Raw genomic sequence first — 12,993 nt, forward strand, 5'->3', positions numbered from 1 at the left:
GCCGAGAGTGCCCAGGCTGAGCGCGGCCCCGCCGACGGCGGCGCCGAGCCGCTGCCATCCCGGTGCCGCCCACCACCACCGGCGGACCGACCCTCCGAACATTCTTCACACTCCAGCCCACGGCGACGGGTCACTGCCCGCCGCGGCGGGCCGCACAACTATTACCGGCAGCGCCGGTGTGACCCAAGAGGGTGGCAGCACCGGCGCGACCTGCGGACAACCGGGTGTGATGTGGCTGTGATCACACTCTCGGAACGGGTTCGAAGGGCTCGGGCAGGTACCTGATGTGCGAACAGTCGCGCCACCGGCGCAATCGAAGGGGTCCGGAGTGAGGCGACCGGACCCGGCAGCGGCCCTCGGCGCGCTCTACGACGACAGTGCCCGCCAGCTGCACCGCTACCTGGCCAGGCGGGTCGGCACCGAAGCCGCCGACGACCTGGTCGCCGAGACGTTCCTGCTGCTGTGGCAGCGGCGGGAGGAGATCGAGTTCGACGCGGACTCGACGCGGGCCTGGATGTACGGGGCCGCGTCGAACCTGGTGCGGCGGCACGCCCGGTCCGAGGAACGGCGGATGCGGGCGTGGACGCGGGACGGCGCTCGGCGTGCGGAGACCGAGGACATCGGTGAGCGGGCGGTGTCCGTCGCGGACGCCGACGCCGTGTCCGAGCACCTCGCGTCGATGCTCGCCGAGCTGCCGCTCCGTGACCGGGACGTGTTGCTGATGTCGGCGTGGACGGACCTCACGCCCTCCGAGATCGCCGAGGCGCTCGGCATGCACCCCGTCACGGTTCGCACGTCGCTGCACCGCATCCGGAGACGGATGCGCAAGCAGCTCTCGAACCGGATGGACGCCAGGAGTCTTAGCCGCGCCGTTCGCGCGCAGCGCGGGGAACGGGAGGACGGACATGCGTGACGAAGAACTGGACCGGGCGCTGGACGCGGGCCTCGACCGCCTCGCGGACGTGCCGGACATGACCGAGAGCGCGTTCCAGTCCGGTCGCGCGCGGTTGTTCGCCGCCATGAGTGAGAGCACCACGACACCGGAGGACGAGTTGACGATCACCCAGGACGCCCCCGCCGTCACCACCGAGAAGAGCGCGCCGAGCAGGAAGCCGCGCCGCTGGCTGGCCGCTGCCGCCGCGGTCGGGGTGCTCACGGCCGGTGGCCTGCTCTCGCAGGCGATCGGCTTCGACAGCGCGGGTGAGGCGCACGCGGAGGCAGTCGCGAAGCTCAACAAGGCCGCGGACCTGGCCGCCGTGAACACCGATCTCCAGGTCGGGCCGGGCCAGTACCTGTACCGGGCGCTGCTCTTCGACGGCATCTCCACCTACAGCGAGGGCACCGCCTCCCACGGCGCGGGCATCCAGGAGACGTGGATTCCGGGCGACCGTGGCGCCGACTGGCTGGAGCGGCGCGCGGACATCGGTGAGCCGGCGTGGGTGCCGGGTCTGGAAGGAAGCGGAAAACCCGCGGGGACGCCGAAGGGACTGCTCGGCGAGTGGCGGGCCAAGTGCGGCAACTTCTCCTACTTCGCCAAGGGCAGTGAGAGGTCCTGCGACAAGGGCGACTGGTACAACCCGACGCCGGAGTTCCTCGCGAGCCTGCCGAAGGACCCCCAGCAGCTCTACCAGCGGCTCGTCGCGGAGCACCCCCACGGTGACGCGGCGGTCGTGACGGGCGTCGGTTCGCTCCTCGGCACCGGCCGAGTCCCCGCGGACGTCCGCGCCGCGCTCTACCGCGCGCTGGCACTCGTGCCGAGCATGACCACCACCGCTGATGTCGCCAATCTGGACGGGCGCAAGGGAACCGCGCTCGGCGTGCGTTCCGGCAAGGAGTTCCGCGAGATCATCATCGATCCGGCGACCGGCCAGTACATCGGTGAGCGCTCCGTGGTCGCCGAGGCCGACGGCGGTCTGCAGCCCGGCACGGTCCGCACCTCCAGCGCTCTGCGCACGGGCGTGGTCGCCGACGCCGGGACCCCGCCTGCCAAGTAGGCGTGGCACACTTGGTGGATCGCGTCGCATCGGGGGCGGCGCGATCCACCTTTCCTTGTGCCACAAGGGGTTCAGCCGAGCCAGGGCTTGGCGATCCGCTCGTAGGTGCCGTCGTGCAGCGCCAGGTTGAGCCACTGGTCGACCCACTGCTGGAAGACGACATCGCCGAGCGGGACCAGATAGGCCTTCTCCGAGAAGGTGAACGGCTTCTCCGGGTGCACCGAGCACAGCGCGGGGCGCAGCTTGGCCTGCCACCGCGTCTCCGCGGCGTCGGTGATCATCAGATCCACCCGGCCCGCCTCGATCTCCTCGAAGATCGTGTTGTTGTCCGGGTGCCCGACGACGGTGGCCTGCTTCAGGTTGGCGCGGGCGAACTGCTCGTTGGTGCCGCCGGGGTTGACGATCGCGCGCACCCCCGGCTTGTCGATCTGCTCAAGGGTCTGGAAGCGGCCGACGTTCTCGCAGCGGGTGATCGGCGTCTTGCCGTCGACCACGTACGCCTTGGTGTAGAAGGCGTGCCGGGCGCGCTCCAGGGTGATCGACACCCCGCCGACCGCGATGTCGCAGCCGCGACGGAAGTCGTCGACGAGGGTCTTCCACGTGGTCGGCACGATCGTCATCCGCACGCCGAGGCGCTTGGCGAGATCACCGGCCATGTCCAGGTCGATCCCGCTCCACGCCCCGGTCGCGGGGTCGCGGTAGGTGAAGGGCCGGTAGTCGCCGGTGCTGCACACGCGGAGCTCACCACGCTTGCCGACCTCGTCGAGCCGGGTGCCCGCACCCTGTTCGTCGGGGCTCGCGCAGGAGACCGACCCGAGCGCGAGCACGGACACCACCGCGATCAGAACCGCCTTGGCACGCATGGGCTGCACCCTAATGCCGAGGCGCCCTTGATCAGATGCGGAAGTACGCGGTGCCGTCGATCTTTCCGCCGTTGCAGACGAATCCGTTCGACCACGGCACGATGAACTGCTGGGTGTCGTCCGGCGGCGTCACCGCGAGCACGTCCGCGGTCGGGGCGCACGGCCCGTCCGTCGGTTCGTTGCCCGCGGGCATCGGACTCCAGTGCAGCTTCTTGCCCGCCTTCTGCCCCGGCGGCAGCATGACCGTCTTCGGGCCGGGGTCCGCGCTGCGTTCCGCCCTTGTCGGCACGGCCTCGCCGTCGTTGCGGCGCAGCTCCATGCCGCCGTAGCCGAAGAGCGTGCAGAGCTTGCCGCTCTTGTTCGTCACCACGAGCGTCGCGTAGCGCTGACCGGCGCCGGCGTCGCTGTCCTTGATCTCGCCACGCAGGTCGGCGGCCGTACACCGCGTCGTCGCGGGCTTGGCGCCCTCCGGATGCGGCTCGCCCGGAGCGACCTTCGGGGGTTCCGGTGTGGCCGGAGGCGGGACGCTGGAGGTCGTCGACGGTGTTGCCGCGAGCGGGTTCGGGGCCGCGGGTTGCGCTGGCGGTGGTGTGCCGCACGCGGTGATCGCCACGAGGAGCACGGCGCTGCCGGCGACTGCCTGTCCGATACGACGCATCTCTAGGACCTCCCTGTCAAGGAGTACCCGGTCATGTCCCGTTTTACACCGGAACGGAGCAGGCGGCCCGCCTAGATCAGCCACCCCGACGCAAGTTCCACCATCCCGCTGACCGGGGCCGTCCAAACATAGGTCCACGCCGTCAGCCCGTTGTCCACGGCAACCCGGATGCGGCGGTAGTCCTCGCCCTCGTACTCGTCGAGCACACGCAGTCCGGCAGCGGGATCGCGCAGCTCCAGCACACGTCCAGGCACTCCGGAGCCGTCACCGAGGTGCAGCGCGGGATAGCCGAGTCCGGTGTCGTACAGCTTCCCTGACAGGCGCCCCGCCGTCCCCGCGCCGCTGACCAGGGGCTCGATCAGCCGCCACGCCGATGCGCCCGGCTGGAGCGTGCCGTAGACGAAGAGCCGGTTCGGCCACTCGTCAGGCTCCGGAACTCCATCCACAAAGGACACATTGAGCCCGTGGTGCCCGGTGGTTCCCCGGAGCGCGAGAGCCGCGTACTGGTCGACCTCCGCGCATCGCACCATCTCGCCGTCGCGCAGCAGCGGCATGCGGATCTCGGTCAGGCCGACGTAGCTCACCGCACCGTCCACAATGGAGCCGTTGTCGAGCGTGATCGTGCCGCTGCGCACGCGGGCGAGCCCGTACCGCTGGCCGCGCCCCTCGCACACGTCCAGCACCCTGATCTGTTCCGGCGTCGCCATCCACACCGCGTGCGTCTCGACGACGCCCGGCATGGCCGCCAGGGTGGCCGGGCGCGCCCCGTCGCGCTTGCGCAGGCCGTTCGCCCACACAGCGGCCAGGTCGCCGCACCTCGCTCGCAGGACGACGGCCGGACCCGGCAGCCGCAGCGTCTCGCGGAGCCAGGTGATCTTCGACGGGCACTGGTTCGAGCCGTAGACCAGCACGGGAACCCGCTCGGCCAGCGGTGCGTGCCCGCGGTCGGCCAGCCAGGCGTCCAGCTCGCTGTCCGAGTCACCGAGCAGCCACGATCCGGCACCCGGCCGCAGCATGACGCCGCGCCCGTTCTCCTCGTGCAGGAAGGAGCCGTCGGGGCGCGCGCCGGGGTAGGGATCGGCCGGGAAATCAGAGTCCCTGAAGGAGCTGAACGGCGGGGGCATCCCCGGTACCGTACGGAACCCGTGGAACGGACCACCATCACCTGGGTCGACGGGCACGTTGAGACGATCGACCAGACCATGCTTCCCGAACTCCGGCTGCTTCGACTGTCCACTGTGGATGAGTTGGTCGACGCGATCAAACGCCTGGTCATCAGAGGAGCGCCGTTGCTCGGCGCCGCTGGTGCCCTTGGCGTGGCGCTGGCGGCGGCCGTCTCGGAGCGGTCGGGCTACGACGCGGAGCGGGTGCGCCGCGACGCCGAGCTGATCGCGTCGGCCAGGCCGACCGCGGTGAACCTGCGCTGGGGTGTCGAGCAGGTGCTCCCCCTCGTCGACGAGGGGGCGGACGCGGTGCTGCTCGCCGCGCTGGACCTGGCCGCCGCCGACGTCACCGCGAACAAGGCACTCGGCAGGCGCGGCGCGGACTTCCTGCGCGAGCAGCTCGGTGATCGGCCGCTCGCACTGCACACCCACTGCAACGCGGGCGCGCTGGCCTGCGTGGGCTGGGGCACCGCACTGGGCGTCGTGCGCTCGCTCCAGGAGGACGGGCTGGTGCGCATGGTCTTCGCCGACGAGACCCGGCCGCTGTTCCAGGGCTCGCGGATCACCGCGACCGAGCTCGCCGAGCTGGGGCTGCCGCACCGGGTGGTCGTGGACGGCGCCGGGGCGGGGCTGATCGCGCGCGGCATGGTGGACGCGGTGATCGTGGGCGCGGACCGGATCGCGGCCAACGGCGACGTGGCGAACAAGGTCGGTACCTATCCGCTCGCGCTGGCCGCGGCCCGCGCGGGCATCCCGTTCGTCGTCGCGGCCCCTGAGTCCACTGTGGACGCCGCGACTCCCGAGGGCTCCTCGATCGAGATCGAGGAGCGCGACCCCGAGGAGGTGCTCGTCGTCGGTGGAACCCGGATGGCTCCCTCGGGCACCGGTGCGGTCAACCCCGCCTTCGACGTCACCCCCGCCGACCTGGTGACCGCGATCGTGACCGAGCGCCGGGTGATCCGTCCCGCGCAGGGAGAGCGGGCAAGCTGAACTTTGTCCGTATTTGACGCTTGACTCCGGGGGCCGCTCGGGTCACTCTATGAGAGCGCTCACACAGGGCGCGGCGGAGGCCCCGGTCCCAGACAGGGGTCACCACAAGGGTTCGGGGGGATTGGCCCCAAGGCGGCGGAGGCCAATCCCCCTGACCCCGCACCCGCCTCACCGCCTCACCAGGCGACGGGCAGCTCCCGGACCCCGTAGAACGGCGCGTCCATCTGGAACTCCAGGTCCCGCAACGCGACGCTGACCCGCAGTCCCGGTGCCCTGCGCACCAGCGTCCGCAGCACCACGTCCAGCTCCAGCCGGGCCAGGTGCTGCCCGATGCACTTGTGCATGCCCCAGCCGAAGGTCATGTGGTCACTCGCGGGGCGGCAGACCTCCAGCCGGTCGGCGTCGGCGAAGTGCTCCGAGTCCCGGTTCGCCGAGGACAGCGCGAGGATCACGCCCTCACCCGCTCTGATCGTGCGCCCACCGACCTCGACGTCGGCGACCGCGGCCCGCACCACCCCATGCTGGGCGAGTCCCAGGTACCGCAGCAGCTCGTCGGCAGCGCCCGCGGCGCGGTCCGGCTCCGCCAGCAGCGCGGCCCACTGCTCGGGCTGCTCGTGCAGCGCCAGCACGGAGAGCGCGATCGCGTTGGCCGTCGTCTCGAAGCCGCCGACGAGCAGCAGCACCGACATGCCGACGAACTCCTCCCGCGTCAGCTCCCCGGTGCGCAGGTGCCGCACGGCCAGCCTGCTGAGCAGGTCGGTGCCGGGATCGTCCACGCGCGAGAGGACCAGCTCGTCGAGGTAGCCCTCCAGCTCCGCGAGCGCGGTGCCCACCTGGTCGGCGGGCAGCGAGCGGTCGAGGTGGCGGCGGCTGCGGTCGATGAAGAACTCGCGGTCGGACTCGGGCACCCCGAGCAGCAGGCTGATCACCCTGGCCGGCACGGGAACCGAGACCCTGCGCACCAGGTCGGCGGGTCGCGGGTCGGCCAGCAGGTCGTCGACGCAGTCGTCGACGATCGCCGAGACCGCCGGGCGCAGCGCCTCCACCCGCGCCGCGCTGAACTCCGCGGCCAGGATGCGGCGGTACCTGGTGTGCTGCGGGGGATCGGTCACCAGGAAGCTGCCCGGCCTCGCCGCCTCGTCCACCACCGGCCGCAGCTGCGGGTAGCCCGGTTTCGCCGGGTCGGAGCTGAACCGCGCGGGATCGCTGAGCACCCGCCGCACGTCGGCGTAGCGGGTGACCAGCCAGGCCGTCTGCCCGTGCCGCAGGCGGACCGGGGCGACCGGCAGCTCCGCGCGCAGCCGCTCGTACTCGGCGGGCGGGTCGAAACCCGGGCAGCGCGCCATCGGGAAACGGGGGATCTCATCAGTCACGTCAGCCCTCCTGAAGTGATCCTCACACCCGGGACCGGCACCGTGGCCATGGGAAATCTCGCATGATGGCGAGGTGGGCGACGACGAGGCGGTGCTGGACTACCCGATGCGGCGCGGCGATCCCTTCGACCCGCCGCCGGACTACGTCAGGCTGCGCGCGGAGCTGCCGGTGTCGCGGGTCCGGCTGCGCTGCGGCCAGCTGGTGTGGTTCGTGACCAGGCAGGCCGACGCCCGCGTGGTGCTCGGAGACCCCGCGTTCAGCTCGGTGCCCAACGCGCCGGGCTACCCGCAGATCCGCCCGCTCCCCGAGGGCCCGCCGCCGCCGGGGGTCTTCCTGGCGATGGACCCGCCGGACCACACCCGCTTCCGCAGGATGCTGACGGGGGAGTTCACCGTCCGGCGCGTGGACGCGCTGCGCCCGGTGATCGACAAGGTGGTCGCGGAGTGCCTCGCCGACCTCACCGCGGTGGACGGTCCGGTCGACCTGGTCGAGGTCTTCGCCCGCCCGGTGCCGTCCCTGGTGATCTGCGAGCTGCTCGGAGTGCCCTACGCCGACCGCGACTTCTTCGCCGAGCGCAGCCAGGTCCAGCTCGACCGGTCCGCGTCGGCCGAGGACGTCGCGCGGGCCGTTGAGGACCTGCGCGACTACCTCGACGGCCTGGTTCGCGCCAAGACGGGGAGCCCGGGCGACGACCTGCTCGGTCGCCTTGTGGCACAACGGGTCCACACCGGCGAGCTCACCCACGAGGAGCTGGTCGGCATCGCCCGCCTCCTGCTCGTCGCCGGGCACGAGACGACGGCGAACATGATCGGCCTCAGCGTGCTGACCCTGCTGACGCAGCGAGAGCGCTGGGCGGAGCTGTGCGCCGACCCCGGCCTGGTGCCGGGAGCGGTCGAGGAGCTGCTGCGGTTCTCCAGCGTCGTCCAGCAGGGGGTGGCGCGCGCCGTGACCTCGGACGTCGAGGTCGGCGGGCGGCTGATGCGCGCGGGCGACGGGGTGATCGTGGCGCTGGCCTCCGCCGACCGCGACGAACGGGTCTTCCCCGATCCGGACACCCTCGACCTGCGCCGTCCGGCCAACCGCCACATCGCCTTCGGCTTCGGCGTGCACCAGTGCCTCGGCCAGATGCTGGCGCGCGCCGAACTGGTCGCGGCCCTGACCGCCCTGACCCGCGAACTGCCGGCGCTGTCCCTGGCGATCGACCTCGCCGACGTGGAGTTCCGCCAGGACATGGCCGTATACGGGATCTCCGCCCTACCCGTTGTCCGCTGACCCGTCGGGCGGGGGTGGCGCGGTCGAGGCCCTGACCACCAGGGTCGGCGGCGGGTCGGTGATCATCACGCGGCTGGGCTTGTCGCCGCTGAGCGAGCTCAGCAGCATCTGCGCGGCGCGGCGGCCCAGCTCGCGTTGCGGCGTCTGCACCGTGGTCAGCGGCGGGTTGGTGTGCTCGGCGACGATGTGCTCGTCTATCGCGATCACCGACAGGTCGCCCGGCACCGTGAGGCCGAGGTCGTGGACGGCGCTGAGCGTGCCGAGCGCGCTGATCAGGTTCGCCACCACCAGCGCCGTCGGGCGCTCCTCAGCAGGAACGTCGAGGATCTCGCGCGCCGCCTGCTGGCCGCCCGTCCAGTGGAAGCCGCCGTCGGCGATCCACTCCGGGCGGACCGCGAGCCCGTGCTCGCGCATGGCCGCGGCGAACCCCTCCTGGCGGCGCAGGCCGGTGTCGGTGCGCAGCGGCCCGCTGACGTGGCCGATCCGCCGGTGGCCCAGCTCGACGAGGTGCTGCACCATCACCGCGACGTTGCGCTGCTCGTCCATCACCACGGAGGCGGGGTAGCTCGGCGTGCCGCGCTGGACCAGCACCATCGGCAGCCGCTCGCGCTCCGCCCACTCCTGGACGTTCGGGTCGTCCATGCTGGCGAAGGCGACCAGGATGCCGTCGACCCGGCCCTCCAGGCCGAGCCGCTCGTAGCTGATGCCCCCGCCCTCGCCCGCGCCCGCGCCCGCCTCGACCAGCATGAGCGTGTACTCCTGCTCGGCGGCGACCTCCTGGACGCCGCGCAGGATCTGGGTGAAGCCGAAGTTGTCCAGGTCGGGCACGAGCAGCCCGATCGCCTGCTGCCGTTGCAGCCGCAGCGCGCGGGCCTGCTGGTTGGGGCGGTAGCCCAGCTTCTCCGCGGCGTCGAGCACGCGTTGCCTGGTCTCCGCCCGGTACGGCATGTCCTGGCCGCGCAGCAGCCGGGACGCCGTTGAGACGTCCACACCCGCCGCCGCCGCGACCTCGCGCAGCGTCGGCCTTCCGCGTCGCACCGCCGGAACCGGTGTCGCGACGCGATCGCCTTCCGGTCGGTCGGCCGCTGACCTGGTGCCCACTTCACAACCCCCTCGACGGCGCCGAACCGGTGCCACTCTAGGGGCTTGTCCGTGCCGGTCGCGGAATGCCGAACGCGATCACTCGGATGGCTGCCGGACATTCGGTTGTTCGATTCCGAAGTGCTGCACAAGATGGTCACGAGCTGGTCAAACAGCCGGACAAATAGCCGCGGCCGCGGCCACGGACATCCGGTCCCCCCGAACCGGACCGCGTCCGTGCCGCGCCGCGACTCCCCCTTGTTCCCCGCGCCCCCCGGCGCGTCCCCCCGGCCTTTGTCGGAGCGGAGGTGCGACCCCTCGGCGTACCCCCGCCCGCTGAGAGAAATCCTGCCGAAGCCGACCCCCCACAACATCGGGAGAAACCCCTAAACCTGGGGGAGGGGTTCGGTGGCGCGCGCCACGGCGGCGCGTCCCACCAGGTACAACACGCACGCGTTCATGGCGTGCCAGAGGAAGTGCGTCCCCGGGGTGAACGTGGGGCACACCGCGATGTCGACCGAGCGCAGCAGCAACGAGGCGGCGAACACGCCGGTCGCCGTGCCGAACCAGATCCGGTAGCGCGCCAGCGCCGCGTCGCGGCTCACCGACAGCGCCACGGTGAACCCGGCGAGCCCGGCGAGCGCGGGCAGGTAGGACGCTGAGCCCTCGCCGCCGGTCACCGCCGTCATCAGCAGGTTGAACAGCGCGAAGGCCGGTGCGCCGAGCCACGCCAGCGACCACCGCACGCCGTAGAACCAGTGGAGGAAGCAGACCACGTACACGTGGATGAACACGGCGATGAAGAAGACGTCGAGGAACTGCGCCCAGCCGGTCGCGACGGTGTGGAACGCGCCGCTGCCCAGCCCGATCAACGCCAGCAGGACGACCAGCAGGTGCAGGCTGGCCGGGCGCGACGGCGCGGAGCGGCGGACGGCGAGCCACAGTGCGAACGCGGCGGCCAGGAACGCCAGGTTGCTGATCGCGTTGAGCGGCTCGGCGAACAGGCCCGGCGCGGTTCGTTCGCAGTAGTCGTCGATGTAGTCGCTCCAGGCCATCGAACCCCCGGTTCGCTAGTGGCGGGCCACGGCGGTCCGCTGCACGCCGACCGCGACCCGGATGGCGCGCAGGTCCATTCCCCGGTGCCGGGCGTGCAGCAGAGCCTGTGGTGAGAAGACCGACGCGTAGCAGTCGGCGACCCGGTCGAGCAACTGGTGCCGGGGGATGTAGTGGTAGGTGTCGCTGATGCCTTCGAAGGAGTTGCCCGCGCTGTCGTGCCCGCCGAAGACACAGGCCCGGACCGTCACCAGCCCGTCGGCGCCGACGAGCCGGTCGAACTCGGCACGCAGGTCCACCGCGAGCTCGTCGTCGACACCGGTCGCCCTGATCTCCTTGCCCGCCGACTCCGACCAGGTCAGCAGGTCCGGGTAGCAGGGGGGCGGTGGCACGGCGAGCCGGTCCAGCACCGAGCCGATCACGTGCTCCAGCGCGGCGGCGGGCACGCAGAAGAAGGCCGGCACGCCGAAGCCCTGTCTGTGCAGCGCGGCCTGCCGGGCGAAGCGGTGCCCGACGACGGACGGGTCGAGCAGCGCGGGCAAGTCCACGGTGACCAGGCGCGGCATCAGGCGACCCGAGCCACGTTCCGCCAGCGGGGGACCGTGGCGCTCGCGGCCAGCCAGTCGAACCGGACGTGCCCCAGGCGCACGCCGCCCTTGCCGAGCAGGTGGACCGCACTCCCGACCCCGCCGGACTCCGGCTCGCAGGTCAGGGTGAGTGGAAGCCGGCGCGGCAGGCCCCTGTGCAGCTCGGCGCGCATCCCGAGCAGCACCGAGGCGTCCGGCTGGCACCGGACTCCGCCCTGGGCGATGGCGAACCGCCGCGCCGCGTCCACGATCTCGGTAACACCGAGCACGTCCTCGTCATGCCCGGTCGGCACGGTGACGGTGGCCTCGGTCAGCTCGACCGTTCCCGAACAGCCGACCCTGTTGTCCTGCACCGCGCGCACCGCCCACGACGCGCCGTCGAGAGCGGGGCGCACGCGGAGCTCGGTCGTGGTGCTCGCGCACAGCGGTCGGCGCATCCGCAGGTCGAGCAGCATGCGGTTGCGGTCCAGCCGCTCGAAGTCGGCGCCGGACACGCCGCGCACCAGGTCGAGCAGGCCGCCTGCCAGCACCGCGTCCGGCAGGCGCTCGGCGCCGGGCACCGGCGCGAGCGTGGCGACCCAGTCCGCTCCATCCATCTCGGGCAGACCGGCCAACGGGGTGCCGGTCGCGTGGTGGGCCAACTCCTTGGGAAACTCCTCGGCAACGGACGTCATCTACCTGCCCCCAGGTCATGACCTGGCGCACGGTCGCCCTCTGGGCCTGGCCCTCGCCGCCGCCCCTCAACAGCGGCGCGACCGGTCCTATTCGCTTTGGCACCTTTGCGCCTGCTCGGTGAACGAATTAACAGGGTATGACCTGGTGATGGCGAGTCAACCGATCACTCTCGCGCCCCGTTTGACAGTCCTGATGTGAAATCTGTCCACCTATCGTTCTACGAGCTCATGCATTTACTGATTCGGCTTGCATACGGCGCCTCACCGGGCTTGTTCGGGCAGAAGGGCGGCCGTCTCGGTGAGCGGGACCGGCGCTGCCCCGAGGAATCCGATGTCCGGTTCAGGGGATGCCGGATCGTTATTTCTCCTGGCCATGAGTAGCCGTGTCCGGCTTTTCCCACGTATTGAATTCGCGCCGCGCCGCTCTCCCCGGAGAGTGCGGTGAACCCGCCGACGTCAAGGGCGCGCAAGTCCGGTCAACCAGACCTTCGATGCAGGTGGGCCGGGCAGAGGAGCAACCTGTGCGGCCGAACGTCCTAGCGTCGCGTCGGGCCGGGCCGGTTGTTCGGGCATCAACCCGGTGGCCACTGCACGCCGAGAGGTGCCGGGGTGACGCGGTCGATCCGCCGGGGCGCGCCTGCGGGGGACGGCCGTGGTCGACGGGGATGGTGTCGTGGGCGTCGACGGCGTGCGCTCCCGCGTCCCCCGGGCTCCGCCAAGAACACGACCATGGTCAGGCTCCGGTTGCTGACCGCCTTGAGCAGCGGTCCTCCGTGGTGCTCCAGCCCTTGGTCACGGGCACCACGCCAACGCCCGCCGAGCCCCGAGCGCCTCAGGGCATCAGGGTGGCCGCGACCGTCGCGCCCAGCTCCCAGCAGGCGCGAAGCTCGTCCTTCGTCGGTCCCGCCGTGACCGAGACCGGTGCGGCGACGCGTTCCCACGCGAGCCCGGTGGTGATCTTCTCAACGCCCCGGACCGCGCCCGCCGTGTCGTCGTTGCCGTGGACGTAGAGCCCGTACGGCCGCCCGCGCGTGGCGTCCAGGCACGGGTAGTACGCCAGGTCGAAGAAGCACTTGAGCGCGCCGCTCATCATCCCGAAGTTCACCGGTGTCCCCAGGATGAAGCCGTCGGCGGCCAGCGCGTCCTGGGCGGTCGCGGCCAGTGCGGGCCTGCGCACCAGCTCCACGCCCTCGATCTCCGGGTCGGTCGCGCCCGAGACCACCGCCTCGAACATGGCCTGCAGGTTCGGTGAGGGCGTGTGGTGGACCAGAAGCAGCCGGCGCAT

Annotated in this window: 13 protein-coding genes; 4 read left to right on the plus strand and 9 right to left on the minus strand. The window is 71.7% G+C overall.

What is annotated here, in order from left to right; all coding sequences use genetic code 11:
• Positions 1–328 precede the first annotated feature (328 nt).
• On the plus strand, positions 329–913 hold the full coding sequence (locus tag ACFFQA_RS11440; protein WP_377851754.1) for an RNA polymerase sigma factor: 585 nt from the start codon (positions 329–331) through the stop codon (positions 911–913).
• Positions 906–1,994: a CU044_5270 family protein gene (locus ACFFQA_RS11445; protein ID WP_377851755.1), complete on the plus strand. Its 1,089-nt coding sequence runs from the start codon at positions 906–908 to the stop codon at positions 1,992–1,994. The genes ACFFQA_RS11440 and ACFFQA_RS11445 overlap by 8 nt, the downstream gene beginning before the upstream one ends.
• Before the next feature lie 71 nt (positions 1,995–2,065).
• Here ACFFQA_RS11445 and ACFFQA_RS11450 read toward each other — a convergent pair whose 3' ends face one another.
• The 3 genes from ACFFQA_RS11450 to ACFFQA_RS11460 form a co-directional block, all read right to left on the minus strand.
• On the minus strand, positions 2,066–2,857 hold the full coding sequence (locus tag ACFFQA_RS11450; RefSeq protein WP_377851756.1) for a transporter substrate-binding domain-containing protein: 792 nt from the start codon (positions 2,855–2,857) through the stop codon (positions 2,066–2,068).
• A 31-nt stretch (positions 2,858–2,888) separates the two neighbouring features.
• Positions 2,889–3,515 (minus strand): DUF4232 domain-containing protein, encoded by a 627-nt coding sequence (locus ACFFQA_RS11455; protein ID WP_377851757.1) that lies wholly within the window; start codon positions 3,513–3,515, stop codon positions 2,889–2,891.
• Positions 3,516–3,586: 71 nt separating this feature from the next.
• On the minus strand, positions 3,587–4,639 hold the full coding sequence (locus ACFFQA_RS11460) for a gamma-glutamylcyclotransferase family protein (protein WP_377851758.1): 1,053 nt from the start codon (positions 4,637–4,639) through the stop codon (positions 3,587–3,589).
• Between the two features lie 21 nt (positions 4,640–4,660).
• On the opposite strand from ACFFQA_RS11460, the gene mtnA reads away from it, so the two are divergent.
• A complete protein-coding gene (gene mtnA, locus ACFFQA_RS11465; RefSeq protein ID WP_377851759.1) occupies positions 4,661–5,668 on the plus strand; it encodes an S-methyl-5-thioribose-1-phosphate isomerase in 1,008 nt (335 codons plus the stop codon).
• Positions 5,669–5,844: 176 nt separating this feature from the next.
• On the opposite strand, the gene ACFFQA_RS11470 is transcribed toward mtnA, so the two are convergent.
• Complete coding sequence (locus ACFFQA_RS11470; RefSeq protein ID WP_377851760.1) at positions 5,845–7,041, minus strand: cytochrome P450; 1,197 nt, start codon at positions 7,039–7,041, stop codon at positions 5,845–5,847.
• Between the two features lie 73 nt (positions 7,042–7,114).
• Here ACFFQA_RS11470 and ACFFQA_RS11475 point away from each other — a divergent pair, with 73 nt between their 5' ends.
• Positions 7,115–8,314, plus strand: coding sequence for a cytochrome P450 (locus ACFFQA_RS11475; protein ID WP_377851761.1), 1,200 nt, complete (start codon positions 7,115–7,117; stop codon positions 8,312–8,314).
• Here ACFFQA_RS11475 and ACFFQA_RS11480 read toward each other — a convergent pair.
• From ACFFQA_RS11480 to ACFFQA_RS11500, 5 genes are all read right to left on the minus strand, one after another.
• Positions 8,297–9,352: a LacI family DNA-binding transcriptional regulator gene (locus ACFFQA_RS11480; protein ID WP_377851762.1), complete on the minus strand. Its 1,056-nt coding sequence runs from the start codon at positions 9,350–9,352 to the stop codon at positions 8,297–8,299. The two genes, ACFFQA_RS11475 and ACFFQA_RS11480, sit on opposite strands and share 18 nt — an antisense overlap.
• Positions 9,353–9,780: 428 nt before the next feature.
• On the minus strand, positions 9,781–10,449 hold the full coding sequence (locus tag ACFFQA_RS11485) for a ceramidase domain-containing protein (protein ID WP_377851763.1): 669 nt from the start codon (positions 10,447–10,449) through the stop codon (positions 9,781–9,783).
• A gap of 15 nt (positions 10,450–10,464) precedes the next feature.
• On the minus strand, positions 10,465–11,013 hold the full coding sequence (locus tag ACFFQA_RS11490) for a PEP/pyruvate-binding domain-containing protein (RefSeq protein ID WP_377851764.1): 549 nt from the start codon (positions 11,011–11,013) through the stop codon (positions 10,465–10,467).
• Positions 11,013–11,708 carry a hypothetical protein gene (locus tag ACFFQA_RS11495; protein WP_377851765.1) on the minus strand — a complete coding sequence of 232 codons (696 nt, stop codon included), beginning with the start codon at positions 11,706–11,708 and terminating at the stop codon, positions 11,013–11,015. Before ACFFQA_RS11495 ends, ACFFQA_RS11490 begins: the two co-directional genes overlap by 1 nt.
• An 832-nt stretch (positions 11,709–12,540) precedes the next feature.
• On the minus strand, positions 12,541–12,993 hold the full coding sequence (locus tag ACFFQA_RS11500; protein ID WP_377851766.1) for a flavodoxin family protein: 453 nt from the start codon (positions 12,991–12,993) through the stop codon (positions 12,541–12,543).

The organism is Allokutzneria oryzae (assembly GCF_042429765.1).
Lineage (GTDB): Bacteria > Actinomycetota > Actinomycetes > Mycobacteriales > Pseudonocardiaceae > Allokutzneria > Allokutzneria oryzae.